The 18,078-nt window shown below is 73.6% G+C and carries 15 protein-coding genes and 1 pseudogene; 6 read left to right on the top strand and 10 right to left on the bottom strand.

Annotated features, from left to right (window positions below; genetic code table 11):
• Positions 1–53: 53 nt before the first annotated feature.
• The 6 genes from AB0411_RS27885 to AB0411_RS27860 all read right to left on the bottom strand — a co-directional run bounded on the left by AB0411_RS27885 (position 54) and on the right by AB0411_RS27860 (position 5,841).
• Complete coding sequence (locus tag AB0411_RS27885; protein WP_366420030.1) at positions 54–1,499, bottom strand: hypothetical protein; 1,446 nt, start codon at positions 1,497–1,499, stop codon at positions 54–56.
• Positions 1,499–2,626, bottom strand: a complete 1,128-nt coding sequence (locus AB0411_RS27880) for a hypothetical protein (RefSeq protein ID WP_437043635.1) — start codon at positions 2,624–2,626, stop codon at positions 1,499–1,501. Before AB0411_RS27880 ends, AB0411_RS27885 begins: the two co-directional genes overlap by 1 nt.
• Before the next feature lie 44 nt (positions 2,627–2,670).
• A complete protein-coding gene (locus AB0411_RS27875) occupies positions 2,671–3,705 on the bottom strand; it encodes a COG1470 family protein (protein WP_366420029.1) in 1,035 nt (344 codons plus the stop codon).
• Between the two features lie 104 nt (positions 3,706–3,809).
• Positions 3,810–4,532, bottom strand: a complete 723-nt coding sequence (locus tag AB0411_RS27870; RefSeq protein ID WP_366420028.1) for an LPXTG cell wall anchor domain-containing protein — start codon at positions 4,530–4,532, stop codon at positions 3,810–3,812.
• A gap of 268 nt (positions 4,533–4,800) precedes the next feature.
• Positions 4,801–5,301, bottom strand: a complete 501-nt coding sequence (locus AB0411_RS27865) for an ATP-binding protein (protein WP_366420027.1) — start codon at positions 5,299–5,301, stop codon at positions 4,801–4,803.
• A 171-nt stretch (positions 5,302–5,472) separates the two neighbouring features.
• A complete protein-coding gene (locus tag AB0411_RS27860) occupies positions 5,473–5,841 on the bottom strand; it encodes an STAS domain-containing protein (RefSeq protein ID WP_366420026.1) in 369 nt (122 codons plus the stop codon).
• A gap of 259 nt (positions 5,842–6,100) precedes the next feature.
• Here AB0411_RS27860 and AB0411_RS27855 point away from each other — a divergent pair, with 259 nt between their 5' ends.
• Entirely contained in the window at positions 6,101–7,039 is a 939-nt protein-coding gene (locus tag AB0411_RS27855; protein ID WP_366420071.1) for an RNA polymerase sigma factor SigF, read from the top strand.
• A gap of 180 nt (positions 7,040–7,219) precedes the next feature.
• On the opposite strand, the gene hutI is transcribed toward AB0411_RS27855, so the two are convergent.
• Genes hutI through hutU form a run of 4 tightly spaced genes read right to left on the bottom strand, consistent with a single transcriptional unit; the run spans position 7,220 to position 12,667 of the window.
• Complete coding sequence (gene hutI, locus AB0411_RS27850; protein WP_366420025.1) at positions 7,220–8,404, bottom strand: imidazolonepropionase; 1,185 nt, start codon at positions 8,402–8,404, stop codon at positions 7,220–7,222.
• A 17-nt stretch (positions 8,405–8,421) separates the two neighbouring features.
• Positions 8,422–9,777 (bottom strand): formimidoylglutamate deiminase, encoded by a 1,356-nt coding sequence (locus AB0411_RS27845; protein WP_366420024.1) that lies wholly within the window; start codon positions 9,775–9,777, stop codon positions 8,422–8,424.
• Positions 9,768–10,985, bottom strand: a complete 1,218-nt coding sequence (locus AB0411_RS27840; RefSeq protein WP_366420070.1) for an allantoate amidohydrolase — start codon at positions 10,983–10,985, stop codon at positions 9,768–9,770. The genes AB0411_RS27845 and AB0411_RS27840 overlap by 10 nt, the downstream gene beginning before the upstream one ends.
• Positions 10,986–11,002: 17 nt before the next feature.
• A complete protein-coding gene (hutU, locus tag AB0411_RS27835) occupies positions 11,003–12,667 on the bottom strand; it encodes a urocanate hydratase (RefSeq protein WP_362608818.1) in 1,665 nt (554 codons plus the stop codon).
• A 269-nt stretch (positions 12,668–12,936) separates the two neighbouring features.
• On the opposite strand from hutU, the gene AB0411_RS27830 reads away from it, so the two are divergent.
• The 5 genes and pseudogenes from AB0411_RS27830 (at position 12,937) to AB0411_RS27810 (ending at position 17,827) form a co-directional block, all read left to right on the top strand.
• The gene (locus AB0411_RS27830) at positions 12,937–13,443 is read left to right on the top strand and encodes a hypothetical protein (protein ID WP_366420023.1); all 507 of its coding nucleotides are present in this window, start codon (positions 12,937–12,939) and stop codon (positions 13,441–13,443) included.
• Positions 13,440–13,835, top strand: a complete 396-nt coding sequence (locus AB0411_RS27825; RefSeq protein ID WP_366420022.1) for a transcriptional regulator — start codon at positions 13,440–13,442, stop codon at positions 13,833–13,835. Before AB0411_RS27830 ends, AB0411_RS27825 begins: the two co-directional genes overlap by 4 nt.
• A 110-nt stretch (positions 13,836–13,945) precedes the next feature.
• Positions 13,946–14,758, top strand: a pseudogene (locus AB0411_RS27820) (ABC transporter ATP-binding protein); the annotation flags it as partial.
• 305 nt (positions 14,759–15,063) lie between these two features.
• Entirely contained in the window at positions 15,064–16,014 is a 951-nt protein-coding gene (locus AB0411_RS27815; RefSeq protein ID WP_366420020.1) for an ABC transporter permease, read from the top strand.
• 478 nt (positions 16,015–16,492) lie between these two features.
• Positions 16,493–17,827: a diaminopimelate decarboxylase gene (locus tag AB0411_RS27810; RefSeq protein ID WP_366420019.1), complete on the top strand. Its 1,335-nt coding sequence runs from the start codon at positions 16,493–16,495 to the stop codon at positions 17,825–17,827.
• Positions 17,828–18,078 lie beyond the last annotated feature (251 nt).

The raw sequence follows: 18,078 nt of genomic DNA, 5'->3' as shown, positions 1-18,078 counted from the left end.
GCGTCGCACCGCCGGTGCGACGCCCCCTTCGTGCATCCCGTGGCCGCGCCGCGTCAGCGCACCCGCGCCCGGCGCCGCGGCAGGAACGTGAAGACCGCCCCGCCCAGCAGGACGATGGTGCCGGCGACGAGGCCGAGCGCGGTCAGCGCGCCGCGGTCGCTCGCACCGGTCTCGGCGAGGCCGCCACTGCCGCCCGAGGCACTGGCCCCTCCGGCCGCGCTGCCGCCGGAGGCCGCCGCGCCGGCGGAACCGCCCGCCGTACCGCCGGAGGTGCCGCCCTGCTGCGCCGAGGTGTCCAGGGCGAGCGAGACCCCGGGGTCCTTCTCCGGGGTGCAGGTGGTGGTCGTCCCCAGGGCGTTGACGGTGAGCACGCCCGGGGTGAGCGTGGCCTTGCCGGTGGCGCCCGGCTTGTAGGTGCCCTTCAGGTCGGGGATCGTGATCGGCTGTCCCGACTTGATCGGCTCGGCGTTGGTCGGCCCCTCGGTCTTCACCGATCCCTTGTCCGCGCCACCGACCTTGACGTCCATCGACGGCTTGACCGAGTTCTTGGGGATGTCCGCCGGGCTGTCCATGACGGACTTGCCGAACTTCACCGTCAGGTCGTAACTGCCGCCCTTCTTCACGGCGTTGATCTGGACCGGCGAGGTCGCCTTCTTGTCCCCGATGGGCGTCTTGCAGGCGTACGGGACGTCGATCTGCTTGCCCTGGTACGCGGTGCCGTCGGGGTCGCCGCCGGAGCCCCCGGTGGTGGTCCCGCCGGACGTACCGGCGTTGGCGCCGCCGTCGGTGCTGCCGCCGGTGGTCCCGCTGGTGGTGCCCGACGTGGTGCCGGAGGTCCCGGCGGTGGTCCCGCCGGTCGAGCCCGACGTGGTCCCGCTGGTCGTACCCGAGGTCGTCCCGCTCGTGGTGCCGCTGGTCGTGCCCGAAGTGGTCCCGCCGGAACTGCTCCCGCCGTCGGTCACCTTGATGGTAACCGCGGGCTGCACGGTCTCCTTGGGCGAGCACTTGGTGTCCGTCGAGATCGGCTTGTTGACGTTGATGTTGTAGAAGCCGGGCGTCAGCGTGACCTCACCCGGCTTCTGCAGCTTCAGCTTGCCCTTCATGTCGGACAGCTTCATCGGGCTGCCCTTGGGGATCGGCGGGTTCTCCCGCGGCCCCTGCACGGCCAGGTCACCGGTCTGCGCCCCGGCCACCTTGATCGTGCCCGTCGGCTGGACGGTGTTCTCCCCCAGATCGAGGATGTCGGGGTTCTTGGAGGCCCCCTCGACGGTCTTCCAGACCACCTCGATCTCGTCGCCCACCTTCGCGGTCGCGGGCGCGGTGACGGCCACCTTCGTGGTGCCCTCGACCGGCGGCAGCCCCGATATCGGCGGCGGCAGACACTCCGTCTTGTACGACACCTCGGCCGCCCGGGCGGGCCCGGCCGCTGCCATGATGCCCGCACCCGCGAGCACCAGCGCGGCCACCGGGGCCACCGCGGCTCTCCTCCGTTGCCTCATCACGCTGAACCTTTCGACGTCGGTCGTTCGGTTGATGTGGTGGTGGACGGTGCGGTGTCCGGGGTGAACCACGGCAGCGCGGCACCGTCGCCCGGCGTACCGGGGCCGGCGGTGGAGCCCTTGCGCGCGGTTCGGTTCCTGATGCGTGGTCGGGTGCCGGCCGCGCGGGCGCGTCCGGTGGCGGGCGTCTGCCGTGCGGGGTGCCCGCGCCCGCCCGTACGGCGCGGGCGGACCCGGTCCACGAGCGCCATGCCGATGCGGAACACCGCCGTCGGGACCACCACGCAGAGCAGCACCCAAAAGAGCGTCACGCCCCAGGGCCTGCCGACTCCCCAGGGCTGCTCGGCCAGCACCTTGCCGCCGTATCCGAGCGAGACCAGGTAGTCCCCGTGGGCGCCCGCCGGCAGCTCGACCGGCAGCGTGACCTCGGCCTTCTTCCCGGCGGGGATGATCCCCCGCCACTGCTGCTCCTCCCACTGGGGCGCGAAGACCCCGTGCGAGGTGCCGACCCGGAAGACCGGATCCCTGGCCGGTGCCGAGCCGAGATTGCCGACCGTGAGGGTCAGCCGGCGCTGTGCGGGGGCGCCGAACCAGGTCAGCAGGCCGCTGCTGCCCGCCAGCCGGGGCTGGGCGAGCACCGTCAGCCGGCCGCCGGCGGCCTGGGCGGGCAGCGGCGCCACCGGGTGGCCCGCCACCGTGAACGCGGCGTCCGCCTCGGACGCCGCACCGGTCACCGTCGCCACATGCACCACGCAGGGACAGGGCTTGGGCGGCTCGGCGACCGGCAGGCGCTTGCGGAACGCGCCGTGGGTGTCGGTGGTGACCGCCCGCCCGTCGCCGTTGGCGCAGGAGTTGGTGCCGCCGATCATGTTCTGCCCGCAGATCACCAGCGTGAGCAGCGCCTTGGGCCGCCAGCCGCGGCCGGTCACGGTGAGGGTGCCGCCCTTGCCGGCCTCCTTCCGGGAGAGGTGGACCGCGGGAGCGCCGTCGGCGGCGGAGTACCGGGCCGCGGGCGCGGCGGCGGCCGGGAGCGGAGCCGCCGCGAGCGCCAGGCAGAGGAGGAGCAGGGCCACCGCCCGCTGCCGGTCGGGGAGTCGTACGGGGCGGGCGGTGACCGCGGCGCGCACGGCGCGGAGGGCCGGGCCGGTGCGGGACCGCCCGGTGCCGCCGGTCACGACCGCGCTCCCGGTCCGGTACCCGCCAACTGCCCCGCCGCGTCCGCCCGGTCGCCGCCGGGCGGCGGCCCGTCACCGGCCGCCCCCGCCGCGGTCCCGGCGCCTTCCGCCCCGGCCGCGCCCGGCACTCCGCTTGCGCCCGGCACCTCGCTCGCGCCCCGTGCCCGGCGGCGCCGGCGTACGACGACGACCGGGCCGGCCACCCCCGCCGCCAGGAGGAGCCCCCCGCCGGCCACCGCACCCCAGGGAGCCGTGGTGTACGTGGCGGTGGCGGACCCGTGGGCGCCGCCGCCCGCCGTCACCGTGAGCCGGAGGTCCACCGCGTCCAGGCGGGGCGGATCGGGCCACTTCTCCGTCAGATCGACGCCCTGGCCGGGCCGCAGCGTGGTCGGCAGGGCGCGGGCGGCCCGCCGCAGCACGGGGCCGAAGAGCCCGTCGGCGCGGACCGCGAGGCGCGGCGCGAGCACCGTGTTGCCGCGGTTGACCAGCGTGTACCGGATGAGCGCCGCAGCGCCCCGGCCGCGCACCGCCACCTTCTCGACGGTCAGCGCGGACAACGGCCGCCCGGTCACCCGCAGATGGACCGGTACGGCGTCCCGCCCCTCCGCGCCGCTCCCCCGGCCGCCGGTGGCGATCAGCGAGCCGGAGCTCTCACCGGGGGCGGCGTCGCGCGGCACGGTCACCGTGAACGGCACGCTCGCCCGGGTGTGCGGCGGGACCGTCACCCGTGCCGAGGCGAGGCTGAGCCACCCTCCGGGGGCGGCGCCGCGCAGCCGTACGGTGATGGTGTGGCCGGTGGGGTTGCTGAGGGACAGCCGATCGCTCAGGACGGTGCCCGGCGCGCCCTCCAGATAGAAGTACGGGCGGTCCTGCGGGCCCGGCTCGGCGCCGGCACCGGGCGCGGGCGCGGCGGACCAGCCGGGCGGTGCCGGGGCGGCGGCCGGCCGGGCCCAGGACGCGGCGGAACACAGCAGCACAGCGGCGGTCGTGAGGACCGCACCACGGACCGCGGTGCGGGTACGGAACGGCATCGGCGGCTCCTGGTACAAGGAGGAGAGCTCCCCGTGCCGGCCGGACACGGGGACGTGCGGGCAGCGGGGAGAGGCCTGCGGGACCCGGCGCCCCGCACGGCGCGTCACCCCCGCTGGTGGCGGCGGGTCAGCCAGAGCGCACCGGCCGCCCCGGCCAGCAGCACGGTGCCGCCGAGGGTGCCCAGCGCGACGGCGGAGTCCGCGGGGCCGGTCTGCGGCAGCTGCCCGCCGGAGGAGCCGCCGCCCGCCGCGGACGAGCCGCCTCCGCCAGAGGCACTGCCGGAGCCGCCGGCCCCCTTCACATCGAGGGACAGCGACGGCTTGGGGTGGTTACTGGGCGTGCACGTGGTGGTGGTGCCCAGCGCCTTGATGGTGAGCGTGGAGGCCGTGAGGGTGACCTTGCCGCTGCCCTTGGGGGTGTACGTACCGCTCAAGTCGCTGATCTTGATGGGGGTGTTGGCCGGTATGGCCTGGTCGTTGGGCGGCCCGGCGACCGGCACCGTACCGCTCTCCGCGCCGCCCAGCTGGATCAGCGCGCTCGGCTTCATGGCGCCCTTGCCCAGTTCGACGGGGCTGGAGGAGACGCCCTTCTGGAAGGACATGACGAGCTTGTACGCACCGCCGCTGGCGGTGCCCTTGATGTCGATGGGCGAGACCGCGCCCTTGTTGCCGATCGGCGTTTTGCACTGGTAGTTGACGTCGACGACGTCGGCATGGGCAGCCGGTGCGGTGAGCATCACCGCGGACCCCGCCGCCATCGCCACGGCCGCGGCGAGGCCGGCCGCCCGGCCCGGGCGCCTGCCGTGCTGTTCGTAGAAGCGGGCCACCTCGGATTCCCCTCTCCCGGTGAGCGCACCGCCGTACGTTCTGACGGCACATCAGATTGGCCGCTCAAGGTACGCCGGGGACCGTGCCGAGGGAAGGCACAGCACAGCCCCGATCGGCCCGGGTGCGCGCCGTGGGGGAATTCCGGCCGCGCCGCGCGGGGCCGGGGCGCCGCGGGGACGGGGCGCCGCGGGGACGGCTGCCCGGACACGACGAAGCGCGGGCCCGCAGGCCCGCGCTCAACTCTCTCCCGGTGTCCGCACCCGCCCCTCAGGACGGCGCGGCGAGCTCCGCCCAGACGGTCTTGCCCGCGCCGTCGGCGTGGCGCACCACGCCCCAGTCCAGGCACAGGCGCTGCACGATGAACATGCCGTGGCCGCCGGGGCGCCCGGGGCGGTGCGGGCTGCGCGGCGCCGGCGAGCCCGTGCCGAGGTCGCTGACCTCCAGGCGCAGCACTTTGCCGGCCCAGCGCAACCGCAGCTCCTCGGGCCCCTCGGCATGCAGGCAGGCGTTGGTGACCAGTTCCGAGACGACGAGCAGCACATCCTCGGCCGCGGCACGCCGGTCGGCGCTCCCGGCCGGCAGCCAGCCCCAGTCGTGCAGGGCCTCCCGGGCGAAGTCGCGGCCGCGCGCCACGGCCCCACGGGTGCCCGCCAGGCGCAGCCGGCGGATCTGACCCGCCGGGGCGGCGGCAGCCGGGGCGGCGGAAGCGCCCGCGCCGCCCGACTCCGGGCCGAGATCGCCCGGCGGGTACGGCCGGGTGGTGCTCATCAGCGCTTCACCTCACCGATTCGCCTGTTCACGGAAAACAGATACTGACTGATTCAACGGATTCAGATGTCTCCTGCCCGACCGGACGGTGAGAACACCCACTTCTTGGGTACGGAAGTTGTGACACGTACTACGTGCCCGGAATGCAACGTTCCGGACACCGCCGCCATGTCAGTCGGCCAGCGCCGCGTCGACGGTGTCGTGCACCGTGAAGACCGCTTCCGCGCCGGTGATCTCGAAGACCCGCGCCACGACCGGCTGCATCCCCGCCAAATGAACCCCGCCCCCCGCGGCCTCCGCCTTCAGGCGGGCGCCGAGCAGCACATTGAGCCCGGTGGAGTCCATGAACTCAAGGGGTGAGCAGTCCACCACCAGGCGTGCGTATCCGTCGTCCACACAGCCTTCGAGTGACTCACGCAACAGATCCGCGGTGTGGTGATCGAGCTCACCCGAAACCGTCACGACCGCGCTGGCGCCGTGATGGCGGATCTCGACGTGAAGCCGGCCCCGGCTTGCACTGCCGACCGTCCCGCGGTCCATGCGCGCGCACCCCTCTTGCTGTCTAGACGACTGTTTGCTTACCGACTGCGCTCGTCGAACCCTACGCCTTCCCGGCGCCTCTCGGTAGCTGAACAATCCGCGTATTGCCCAATATATGGACAACACGCACTTGCCATCTTCATGCAAAGCCAGGTAGGCGTAGAGGCACACATTCGAAACGGCCGGCTTGGAGGCGCCGCACACCGCAGCTTCGCGTAGAGGCATCGGCAGCCATATGCCGAGAACGATGGAGGAGACCATGTCACCCCGGCTCGACGAATTGCGCACCGACGACACCCGGCAGCCCGCATCGTCGACACCCCCGTCCGACCCGACCGGACAGATCCCTTCCCAGTTGCTCGCCGCCGAATCGGATCTGGCGGGACTGACTGAGGTCGAGGGGCTGCCCGAGATCCCGCCGTTCGACGAGGTGGGCCCGGTGGACGCGAGGGCTCTGTCCAAGACCCTCTTCGAGCGTCTCGAAACGCTCGAGGAAGGCACCCACGAATTCGCGTACGTCCGCAACACCCTGGTCGAGCTCAACCTCGCGCTGGTGAAGTTCGCGGCCTCCCGGTTCCGCTCCCGCAGCGAGCCCATGGAGGACATCGTCCAGGTCGGCACGATCGGCCTGATCAAGGCGATCGACCGCTTCGAGATCAGCCGTGGCGTCGAGTTCCCGACGTTCGCGATGCCGACCATCATCGGCGAGATCAAGCGCTTCTTCCGTGACACCAGCTGGTCGGTGCGGGTGCCCAGGCGGCTGCAGGAGCTGCGCCTGGACCTCGCCAAGGCGGGCGACGAACTGGCGCAGAAGCTGGACCGCGCCCCCACCGTGCACGAGCTCGCCGCGCGCCTCGACATCAGCCGTGACGAGGTCGTCGAGGGCATGGCCGCGAGCAACGCCTACACCGCGAGCTCCCTGGACGCCCAGCCCGAGGAGGACGACAGCGAAGGAGCGCTGGCGGACCGCATCGGCTACGAGGACCACGGACTCGAGGGCATCGAGTACGTCGAGTCCCTCAAGCCGCTGATCGCCGAACTCCCGCCGCGCGACCGGAAGATCCTCTCGCTGCGCTTCGTCGCCAACATGACGCAGTCCGAGATCGGCGAGGAGCTGGGCATCTCCCAGATGCACGTCTCCCGTCTGCTCTCCCGCACCCTCGTGCGGCTCCGCAAGGGGCTCATGATCGAGGAGTGAGGGACCGCGGTCCCTGCCGGCCCGTGCGGCCGGCAGTCGCCCGTGCCAAGGAGGGCCTGCCCCGGGGTTGCTCGGGACGGGCCCTCCTTTGCTGGTGTCACGGACCGTCCGGTGTCACGGACGGTGAGGTCCGGGCCGGCTTCGGAAGCCGGCCCGGACCTCAGGTGCGCCGTGCGGCCGTCAGACGCGTACGCCCTTGTGCCACACGGCCGAGACGAGCGGGACGCCCGGCCGGTAGGCGAGGTGGACGTGCGAGGGCGCGTCCAGGAGGGCGAGGTCGGCGCGGGCGCCGGGAGCGATCCGGCCGACGTCCGTGCGGCGCAGGGCACGGGCCCCGCCCGCGGTCGCCGACCACACGGCCTCGTCGGGGGTCATCCCCATGTCGCGGACCGCCAGCGCGATGCAGAACGGCATGGAACTGGTGAAGGACGAGCCGGGGTTGCAGTCGGTGGACAGGGCGACGGTGGCACCGGCGTCGAGCAGCGGGCGGGCGTCGGGCCACTGGGCGCGGGTGGAGAACTCGGCGCCCGGCAGGAGCGTGGCGACGGTGTCGGACTGCGCGAGGGCGTCGATGTCGGCCGCGCTCAGGTGGGTGCAGTGGTCGGCGGAGGCGGCGCCGAGTTCGACGGCCAGCTGGACGCCGGGGCCGTGGCCGAGCTGATTGGCGTGCACCCGCGGCACCAGGCCCCTGGCCTTGCCCGCGGTGAGGACGGCACGGGCCTGGTCGCCGTCGAAGGCACCCGTCTCGCAGAAGACGTCCACCCAACGGGCGTGCGGGGCGCAGGCGTCCAGCATCGGGCCGGTGACCAGGCCGACATAGCCGGCCGGGTCGTCGGCGTAGTCGGGCGGGACGATGTGCGCCCCGAGGAAGGTGACCTCGTCGGTGTGCTCGGCGGCGATGCGCAGCGCGCGGGCCTCGTCCTCGACGGTCAGGCCGTAGCCGGACTTGGTCTCCTGGGTGGTGGTGCCCTGGCGCAGAGCCTCGGCGAGGTAGCGGGCGACGGTGGCGTGCAGCGCCTCGTCGGTGGCGGCGCGGGTGGCGGCGACGGTGGTGCGGATGCCGCCGGCGGAGTACGGGCGGCCGGACATCCGGGCGTTGAACTCCGCGGTGCGGTCACCGGCGAAGAGCAGGTGGGAGTGGGAGTCGACGAAGCCGGGGAGGGCGGCCCGGCCGCCCGCGTCGACGGCGTTGTCGGTGGCGGGTGCTTTGCTGGAGGCACCGACCCAGGCGATGCGGTCGCCGTCGATGACGACCGCGGCGTCCTGGATCAGGCCGAGGGGGCCTTCACCGAGGGAGGGGTCGTTGGTGACGAGCTGGGAGATGTGGGTGATGGCGGTGGTGGTCGGCGTGGAAGTCGTCGTCATCGCGGGGGTGTTCTCCTTCAGCCGCGTACCGCGGCGATGGACTCTGCGAGGGCGGTGGGTACGTCGGGGACAAGGGTGTGCGCACCGTCGCGGACGATCTGCCGACCGGCGACGACGGTGTGCCGAACGTCCGCCGCGGAGGCGGCGAATACCGCCGTTTCGGCGGCCAGCCGGGGCAGTGGTCCGGCGGTGCGTACGGAGTCCAGTGCGATCGTGGTGAGGTCGGCGAGCGCACCGGCCTCCAGGGTGCCGGCGTCGTCCCAGCCCAGGGCGGCATGGCCGTCGGCGGTCGCGGCGCGCAGCAGGGCGGCGGCCGTCCAGTGCCCGCGGGTGCGGGTGCGCAGCCGTTCGTCGAGCTCCATGGCGCGGGCCTCTTCGAGCAGGTCGATGACGGCGTGGCTGTCGCTGCCGAGAGAGAGCGGGCTGCCGCGGTCCTGGACGCGGGCGGCCGGGCCGATGCCGTCGGCGAGGTCGCGTTCGGTGGTGGGACACATGCACACGCCCGTGTTCGAGTCGCCGAGCAGCTCGATGTCCTCGGTGGTGAGGTGGGTGGCATGCACGGCCGTGGTGCGCCGGCCCAGCGCGCCGTGGTCGGCAAGCAGCCGGGTGGGGGTGCAGCCGTGGGCGTCGCGGCAGGCGTCGTTCTCGGCGGTCTGCTCCGAGAGGTGGACGTGCAACGGGGCCTGCCGTTCGCGGGCCCAGTCCGCGACGGTGCCGAGCTGGCCGGCGGGGACGGCGCGTACGGAGTGGATGGCGGCGCCGATGCGGGCGTGCGCGCGCTCCTTGAGTGCGTCGGCGCGCTCGGCCCAGCGCTCGGCGGTGCCGTCGGAGAAGCGCAGTTGGTGGGCGTCGGGCGGGGCGCCGAAGCCGGCCGAGAGGTAGGCGGTGTCCAGCAGGGTGATGCGGATCCCGGCGTCCTCGGCGGCGCTGACCAGTGCCTCGCCCATGGCGTTGGGGTCGTCGTAGCGGGTGCCGCCGGGCGCGTGGTGGAGGTAGTGGAACTCGCCGACGCAGGTGATGCCGGCCAGCGCCATCTCGGCGTAGACCGCGCGGGCAAGGGCGTAATAGGTGTCGGGGGTGAGCCGGTCGGCGACGCTGTACATGACCTCGCGCCAGGTCCAGAAGGTGCCCGAGCCGACCTGGACGGTGCCGCGCAGGGCGCGGTGGAAGGCGTGCGAGTGGGCGTTGGCGAGGCCGGGGAGGGTCAGGCCGCGCAGCGCGGTGGCGCCGGGCGGCGGGGTGTCCGCCCCGGTCCGGACGGCCGTGATCCGCCCGTCCGCGGTGTCCACGGCCACGCCCGGCTCGACATGCGTGCCGAGCCAGGCGTGTTCGAGCCAGTACGTCGTCGGTGTGGCCTGTGTCGTCAGTGGCACGCCAGCCCTTCCAGTACGTCGGCGAGTGCGGTGACCCCCGCGACGCAGTCGTCCTCCGCCGCCGCCTCGGCGGGTGAGTGCGAGACACCGGTGGGGTTGCGGACGAACAGCATCGCGGTGGGGACGGTTCCGGACAAAATACCGGCGTCGTGCCCGGCACCGGTGCCCAGGACGGGCACGGGCCGCTCCGCCGTCTTGCCGAGGATCGCGCTCAGCTCGTCCCGCAGGGCGTGCTGGAACTCCACGACGGGGGTGAAGGATTCGCGGACGACGCTCAGGTCCACCCCGTCGCGGGCGGCTCGTTCGGCGGCGGCCTGCTCGATCCCGGTGATCACGGTGTCCAGGGTGTCCTGGTCGGGGGCGCGGGAGTCCAGCCAGCCGCGGACCAGCGAGGGAATGGCGTTGACGCCGTTCGGCTCCACGCTGATCTTCCCGAAGGTGGCCAGGGCGCCGGCCAGCCGGGCCTGCTCGCGGGCGGCGAGCACGGTCGCGGCGTAGCTGAGCATCGGGTCGCGGCGGTCCTCCAGGCGGGTGGTGCCGGCGTGGTTGGCCTCGCCGTGGAAGTCGAACCGCCAGCGCCCGTGCGGCCAGATGGCGGAGGCGATGCCGACCGGGTCGCCGGACAGGTCCAGGGCCCGGCCCTGCTCGACGTGGAGTTCGACGAACGCGCCGATCCGGGCGAGCCGTTCGGGGTCCGGACCGATGCCTTCCGGGTCGTATCCGGCGCGCTCCATGGCCTGCGGGAGGGTGATGCCGTCACCGTCGCGCAGCCGGTGTGCGGCCTCGGTGGTCAGCGCGCCGGCGGCGAGCCGGGAGCCGACGCAGGCCAGGCCGAAGCGGGCGCCCTCCTCGTCGCCGAAGTTGACGATCGCCAGCGGCTTGGCCGGCTCCGCTCCCCTCCGGCGGAGTTCGTCCAGCGCGGCGAAGGAGGAGACGACACCCAGCGGCCCGTCGAAGGCGCCGCCGTCCGGCACGGAGTCCAGGTGCGAGCCGGTGACGACGGCCTCGCCCGGGGCCACGTCCTGGTGGCCGGTGGCGCCGAGCCAGGCCCACTGGTTGCCGTTGCGGTCCAGTTCGTAGGCGAGCCCACGGGCCTCTGCCTGCGCCCGGAACCACGCGCGGCAGTCGGCGTCGGCGCCGGTCCAGGCGTAGCGGCGGTAGCCCCCGGAGGAGGAGTCGCGGCCCAGCGGCCGCAACTCCTCCCACATCTCGTGGAACGAGGCGGTCACGCGTCCCCGCCCTCGCGCATCGGGATACGGACACCGCGCTCGGCGGCCACCTCGTCGGCGCGCTCGTAGCCCGCGTCGACGTGCCGGATGACGCCCATGCCGGGGTCGTTGGTGAGCACCCGGCGGATCTTCTCGCCGGCCAGCGGGGTGCCGTCGGCGACGGTGACCTGGCCGGCGTGGATCGAGCGGCCCATGCCGACGCCGCCGCCGTGGTGCAGCGAGACCCAGGAGGCGCCGGAGGCGACGTTGACCATGGCGTTGAGCAGCGGCCAGTCGGCGATCGCGTCCGAGCCGTCCTTCATGGCCTCGGTCTCGCGGTAGGGCGAGGCGACGGAGCCGCAGTCGAGGTGGTCGCGGCCGATGGCCAGCGGGGCCCGGAGCGTCCCGTCGGCGACCATCTCGTTGAACCGCTCGCCTGCCTTGTCGCGCTCGCCGTAGCCGAGCCAGCAGATCCGGGCGGGCAGGCCCTGGAAGTGGACCCGCTCGCCGGCCAGCTTGATCCAGCGGGCCAGCGACTCGTTCTCGGGGAAGAGGTCCAGGATCGCCTTGTCGGTCGCCGCGATGTCCCGGGCGTCGCCGGACAGCGCGGCCCAGCGGAACGGCCCCTTGCCCTCGGCGAACAGTGGCCGGATATAGGCGGGGACGAAGCCGGGGAAGGCGAAGGCGCGCTCGTACCCGGCGAGTTGGGCCTCGCCGCGGATCGAGTTGCCGTAGTCGAAGACCTCGGCGCCGGCGTCCATGAAGCCGACCATGGCCTCGACGTGCCGGGCCATCGACTCGCGGGCCCGCTGGGTGAAGTCGGCGGGCTTCTCGGCGGCGTAGGCGGCCATGTCGTCGAAGTCGATGCCGACCGGCAGGTAGGCCAGCGGGTCGTGGGCGCTGGTCTGGTCGGTGACGATGTCGATCGGCGCGCCCTCGGCGAGCATCTGCGGCAGCAGCTCGGCGGCGTTGCCGAGCAGGCCGATGGAGAGCGGCTTGCGCCGGTCGCGGGCCTCGACGGCGAGTTCGAGGGCGTGCTTGAGGCTGTCCGCCTTCACGTCCAGGTAGCGGTGCTCGATGCGGCGCTCGATGGCGCGCGGGTCGACGTCGATGCAGATCGCGACGCCGTCGTTCATGGTGACGGCGAGCGGCTGGGCGCCGCCCATGCCGCCGAGGCCGGCGGTGAGGGTGATCGTCCCGGCGAGCGTGCCGCCGAACTTCTTCGCGGCGACGGCGGCGAAGGTCTCGTAGGTGCCCTGGAGGATGCCCTGGGTGCCGATGTAGATCCACGAACCGGCGGTCATCTGCCCGTACATGGTCAGGCCGAGGGCCTCCAGGCGGCGGAACTCCTCCCAGTTGGCCCAGTCGCCGACGAGGTTGGAGTTGGCGATGAGCACCCGCGGGGCCCATTCGTGCGTCTGCATCACGCCGACCGGCCGGCCGGACTGGACGAGCATCGTCTCGTCCTGCTTGAGCGTGGTGAGCGTGCGCACCATCGCGTCGAAGGAGCGCCAGTCACGCGCGGCCTTGCCCGTGCCGCCGTAGACGACGAGCTGGTCCGGGTGTTCGGCCACCTCCGGATCGAGGTTGTTCTGCAGCATGCGCAGCGCGGCTTCCTGCTGCCATCCCCGAGCACTCAGCTCCGTTCCGCGCGGTGCCCGCACGGGTCGCGGTCCCGACATGGGCCGTGCCTCCCTGACGTCGAATGGATTGAGCTATTCACATCTTGGGGTTACTGAATAGCGCTAGTCAACAGGACGCGGGGGACCATGCGCCGCGACCCGCACGATCCGGCCGACGCATGAAGGAGCCGACCCGCTCCGGATTTCTGCCCCGCCCGCATTTTTCGACTTGCCCACCGGGAAAGTCTGCGCTAACTTTCCCAGTGGGCAAGTCAACGGGGAATCGTCCGGACCCGCCCCGTCCGGACCGCCTTGGGGAGGCGAGGAACATGAGCACACCGGTGAATGCCGAACAGGCCTGGCAGGACCTGCAGCGCATCCGGGTACCGCAGGAGCGGGTGTACGACGAGATCGAGCGCTGCGCCGAGAGCGATGCGGGGGCGACGTACACCACGGCCGGAATCATGTGGGTGTTCCTCGCCGTCTCGGGCCTCGATCTGCCCGGCTGGGCGTTCGGACTGGTACTCGCCGCCTACGTCGCCGTGCTCGGCTCGCTGGCCGTGATCTACAACCGCAGGACCCGGATGCGGCTGCACCGCTCGCGCCACAGCTGGCGGTCCGTCGCGGCCTTCTTCGCGGGCATGGCGGTGACCGCCGTGACCATCCTGGCCTCCGGCCTGCTGGTCGACCGGCTGGCACTCCCGTACGGCAGCCTGATCCGGGCCACCGTCTCCGCGGGCGCCTTCGTCCTCTTCATCGGGCCGGCGAACCGCTGGGCGGTCGGCTCACTGCGCGACCGCGGTACGTCAGACCTCCGGAAGGGAGCGGGCCGATGAGCACGCCGAGCGGCTTCGACGAACTGATCCACCCCGCCACCCGGCTGTCCGTGGTGGCGCTGCTCGCCGCCACGGAATGGGCCGACTTCCCCTTCCTCCGCGACAGCCTCTCGCTCAGCGACTCCGCGCTCTCCAAGCAGCTGCACACGCTGGAAGAGGCGGAGTACCTGGAGATCCGCAAGGAGGGCGGCGGCCGCAAACGCCGCACCAAGGTACGGCTGACGAGCCGCGGCCGGTCCGCCTTCGAGGGCCATGTGGCGGCGCTCCGGGCCATCGTCGAAGGGGCGGGGCCCGCGGCGGCGCCCGCACACCGGACAGAGTCCCGGGCGTGGCCGGAGCCCGCCGCGGCAACAGGGGCCGGGCAACAGCAGCACGCGGAGGCGGGCCGATGACGACCACCGAGCTGACCGGCCCCGCGCCCACGACCGCGGCGGCAGCAGCCGGGGCGGCCACGGTTGCGGCCGGATCCGTCCCGCCCGTCATCCGGGTGCGCGACCTGCGGATGTCGTACGGCGGCACCGACGTCCTGCACGGCATCGACCTGGACATCCGGCGCGGGGAGGTCTTCGCGCTGCTCGGCCCCAACGGCGCGGGGAAGACCACCACCGTCGAGATCCTGGAGGGCTTCCGGCAGCGTTCCGCCGGCGAGGTCACCGTCCTGGGGGCGGACCCGGCGCGCGGCGACGACGCCTGGCGCGCGCGGATCGGCCTGGTCCTCCAGTCCTGGCGCGACCACCGCCGCTGGCAGGTGGCCGAGCTGCTGCGGCACTTCGCCCTGTACTACCCGGCTCCCCGCGATCCCGCCGAGCTGCTGGCCCTGGTCGGCCTCACCGCGCAGGCCGGAACGCAGGTCGACCGGCTCTCCGGCGGGCAGCGCCGCCGCCTCGACGTGGCACTGGCGATCGTCGGCCGCCCCGAACTCCTCTTCCTGGACGAGCCCACCACCGGCTTCGACCCCGAGGCCCGGCGCGACTTCCACGACCTGGTCGAACGGCTCGCCCGCGACGAGGGCGTCACCATCCTGCTCACCACCCACGACCTGGCGGAGGCCGAGCGGCTGGCCGACCGGATAGCCGTGCTGGTCAACGGCCGGATCCGGGCCGGCGGCACCCCGGCGGAACTGGCCCGCCGGGCCGCCGCACAGGCCGAGGTCCGTTGGACGGCAGCCGACGGCACGGCTCGCCGGGAACGGACCGCCGAACCCTCCCAGCTGGTCTGGGAGCTCCACCGCGACACCGGTGGCCCGGTGGCCGACCTGGAGGTCCGCCGCCCGACGCTGGAGGACACCTATCTGCACATGGTGCACCGGGGCGGTGGGGACGGGCCGCGGGTGGAGAGTGCGAGTGAGGACGACGGGGACGGCCCCGTTGCAAGGGCTATGAGCGGGGGCGGGACCTCGGGCGGGGCCGGGACCGCGCGCAGGGCCCGGGCCGCGGACGGGGCAGGGAGCACGAGCAAGGGCCGGGCCACGCTCAGGGGCGAGGCGGCGGCTTCGGGCGGGGAGGAGCAGGTATCAGGGGGAGCGGAGTGGCAGCGGTGACGGAACCGACGGCGGGGGCGACGGAACCGGTCCAGGGGGCCGAGACGATGCAGCCGGCAGGGACGGCTCAAGGGGCAGAGATGGCTCACGGGACCGGCACGCCCCGGGGGAGCGACGCGACGGCGCGCGGGGCAGCGGGCGCCGTGGCCCCGGGGAAGGCCGGAGCGCGCCCGCGCGCCCGGCTCCGGTACTGGCGCGCCGGTGTTCTTCGCGGCGGGATCGAGCTCCGCCACCTGGTCCGCAACCCCAAGGAGATGAGCGGCCATCTGATCAATGTCGTCGTCGCGCTGCTGCTCGCCGGATACATCAGCGACAAGGTGCCCGGCACCCATGTCCCGATGGCGCATCTGACGCTCGCGGGCTTCGCCGCCTATCTGCTGTTCCAGATCGGGCTGGTCAATCTCCCGCAGATCCTGGTGACCGAGCGCGAGGAGGGCGCACTGCTGCGACTGCGCGCGACGCCCGGCGGCATACCGGCCTACCTGGTCGCCAAGTCGTTGCTGGTGGTCGTCATGGCGTTCGGGACCCTGGCCCTCCTGCTGGGGGCCGCCGCCCTGCTGGTGGACGGGCCGCTGCCGCACGGGCCCGGCGGGTGGCTGACGCTGCTGTGGGTCAGCGCGCTGGGGCTGCTCGCCGTCGTACCGCTGGGAGCGGCCATCGGTGCGGTGCTGCCGAACCCCCGGGAGGCGCTCGCGTTGATCATGCTGCCGACGATGGCGCTGCTGGTCACCTCCGGAGCGATGTTCCCGCTCGGCTCGCTGCCCGTGCTGGTGCAGAAGATCGCCTCCGTCTTCCCGCTGAAGTGGATGGCCCAGGGGCTGCGCTCGGCCCTTCTGCCGGACGCCGCGCGCGCCGCGGAACCGGCCGGCTCCTGGGAGCTGCCGACCGTGGCGCTGATACTCGCCGCCTGGGCCGTCCTGGGCTTCCTGCTCGCCGTCCCGCTGCTGCGCCGCGCGGCCCGCCGCGAGTCCGGTTCCCGCCTCTCCGAACGCCATCGCAAGGCGGGGTGGGGCGCAGGCCGGACGGCCTGAGCGACAGCCAGGCGGGCTGAGGCAGGGAGCGGACGGCCTGAGCGACCGCCAGGCGGGCTGAGGCAGGGAGCGGACCGCCTGAGCGACAGCCGGGCGGGCTGGGGCAGGGAGCGGACCGCCTGAGCGACAGCCGGGCACGAAAGCGGCGGATGGCCCGAGCCGTCCGGCCATCGGGATCGCCCAGACCGCCCGAACCGGCCGGGCCCCCGGGCCACCCGGGCCACCCGGGCCACCCGGGCCCCCGGCCTCCCCGGCCTCCCCGGCCTCCCGGGCAGGGGCCGACAGGCCGGACAGGGATGGACCTACTGTGCGAAACCACGCGACCACACGAGCGGCCCGGACCGTCCGGACAGGGGGCGGACAGTCCGGGCAGGCGTGGACGGCCTGGCGGGCGCAAGGGCCCGTCCGGGCAGACCCGGGCCCGTCCGGGCAGGCTCCCGGTTGGCGTGACACCCCCACCCAATGATGGAGTTGACCCATGAACTTCACGGAGCGAGACCGTGCCGTAGAGGCAGCCGTCGCGCGCGGGCTGGTAGGCCCGGGGGAGCCCGTTGCCGGGCTGCTCGACATCGCCGGGATCCGAAGGTCGGCGGCCGAACTCCGCGCCGCCTTCGCGGAGTTCACCGCGCCGGGCACCCCGGTGCTGCACGCCTTCGCGGTGAAGGCCGCCTCGCTCGTCCCCGTGCTGCGGGTGCTCGCGCAGGAGGGACTCGGCTGCGAGGTGGCGAGCCCCGGCGAGCTGGCACTGGCCCGGGCCGCCGGCGTGCCGGTCGGGCGGACCGTCCTGGACTCGCCGGCGAAGACCCTCGCCGAACTGCGTGAGGCGCTGGCCCTCGGGATCGCCGTCAACGCCGACAACGCCGAGGAACTCGCACGTATCGACGCGCTGATGGCCTCCGCACCGAGCCGTGCGCCCATCGGTCTGCGGGTCAATCCCCAGATCGGCGGCGGCAGCATCGGGGCGATGAGCACCGCCACGGACACCTCGAAGTTCGGCGTCGGGCTGCGTGACGAGGGTGCCCGCGACTGGGTCGTGCAGGCCTTCCTGGCCCGCCCGTGGCTGAGCCGGCTGCATGCCCACGTCGGCTCCCAGGGCATGCCCCTGGAGCTGATGGCGGCGGGCGTACGGGAGCTGTTCGACCTCGCCGAGGAGATCAACGAGCAGGCCGGCCGCCAGCAGATCGACACCCTCGACATCGGCGGCGGCCTGCCGGTCAACTTCTCCTCGGACGCCACCACCCCGACCTACCGCGAGTACGCCGCACTGCTGCACAAGACCGTCCCCGGCCTGCTGTCCGGGCGCTACGGGATCGTCACCGAGTTCGGGCGCTCGCTGCTGGCCAAGCACGGCACGGTCCTCGCCCGGGTCGAGTACGCCAAGTCGGCCGGCGGCCGGCCCATCGCCGTCACCCACGCCGGCGCCCAGATCGCGACCCGTACGGTCTTCGTCCCCGACGCCTGGCCGATCCGGGTCGCGGCCTACGACGCCCAGGGCCGCCCCAAGACGGGCACGCCGGTCGCCCAGGACGTCGCGGGGCCGTGCTGCTTCGCAGGCGACCTGGTCGCGGAGAACCGTCCGCTTCCACTCCTGGAGGCCGACGACCATGCCGCGCTGCTGGACACCGGCGCCTACTACTTCTCCACCCACTTCGCCTACAACTCCCTTCCGCGTCCCGGGATCTACGGCTACGCGGCGGACCCGGACGGCACCGTCCGCTTCGCGACCGTCCGCACCCCGCAGACCTTGGAGGAGCTCACCGCGGAGAGCGGCGGCGCGCACACACAGTCGCTGGACGAGCTCGGGCGGCAGTAACCGAGGAGCGGTAGCGGAGGGGCGGAAGCCGAGGGGCAGTAACCGAGGAGCGGTGGCCAAGAGGCGGAAGCCGAAGTCCGAAGCCGAGGGGCGCCGGACGTCCCGTCCGCCGGGCGCCCGGCTCAGGCGCCGCGCGGCGGCCGCCCTCAGGCACGGGGCGGCGGTCGCCCTCAGGTACGGCGGGGCGGTCGCCCTCAGGCGCCGCTCACCGCCCGGCCCGTACTACCCGAGGGCCGGCCCGCGCTTCTCAG

The sequence above is a fragment of the Streptomyces angustmyceticus genome, from assembly GCF_040701845.1.
In the GTDB taxonomy this organism is placed as follows: Bacteria; Actinomycetota; Actinomycetes; order Streptomycetales; family Streptomycetaceae; genus Streptomyces; species Streptomyces angustmyceticus_A.
This window is presented reverse-complemented; position numbering and strand designations above follow the sequence as displayed.

What these genes read in the sequence shown, in the direction of transcription:
- AB0411_RS27855 (WP_366420071.1), top strand. Translation starts at nt 6,101, where the DNA reads ATGTCACCCCGGCTCGACGAATTGCGCACCGACGACACCCGGCAGCCC.
- AB0411_RS27860 (WP_366420026.1), bottom strand. Translation starts at nt 5,841, where the DNA reads ATGGACCGCGGGACGGTCGGCAGTGCAAGCCGGGGCCGGCTTCACGTC.
- AB0411_RS27810 (WP_366420019.1), top strand. Translation starts at nt 16,493, where the DNA reads ATGAACTTCACGGAGCGAGACCGTGCCGTAGAGGCAGCCGTCGCGCGC.
- AB0411_RS27825 (WP_366420022.1), top strand. Translation starts at nt 13,440, where the DNA reads ATGAGCACGCCGAGCGGCTTCGACGAACTGATCCACCCCGCCACCCGG.
- hutI (WP_366420025.1), bottom strand. Translation starts at nt 8,404, where the DNA reads ATGACGACGACTTCCACGCCGACCACCACCGCCATCACCCACATCTCC.
- AB0411_RS27815 (WP_366420020.1), top strand. Translation starts at nt 15,064, where the DNA reads ATGGCTCACGGGACCGGCACGCCCCGGGGGAGCGACGCGACGGCGCGC.
- AB0411_RS27875 (WP_366420029.1), bottom strand. Translation starts at nt 3,705, where the DNA reads ATGCCGTTCCGTACCCGCACCGCGGTCCGTGGTGCGGTCCTCACGACC.
- AB0411_RS27830 (WP_366420023.1), top strand. Translation starts at nt 12,937, where the DNA reads ATGAGCACACCGGTGAATGCCGAACAGGCCTGGCAGGACCTGCAGCGC.
- AB0411_RS27840 (WP_366420070.1), bottom strand. Translation starts at nt 10,985, where the DNA reads ATGTGGGAGGAGTTGCGGCCGCTGGGCCGCGACTCCTCCTCCGGGGGC.
- hutU (WP_362608818.1), bottom strand. Translation starts at nt 12,667, where the DNA reads ATGTCGGGACCGCGACCCGTGCGGGCACCGCGCGGAACGGAGCTGAGT.
- AB0411_RS27885 (WP_366420030.1), bottom strand. Translation starts at nt 1,499, where the DNA reads ATGAGGCAACGGAGGAGAGCCGCGGTGGCCCCGGTGGCCGCGCTGGTG.
- AB0411_RS27865 (WP_366420027.1), bottom strand. Translation starts at nt 5,301, where the DNA reads ATGAGCACCACCCGGCCGTACCCGCCGGGCGATCTCGGCCCGGAGTCG.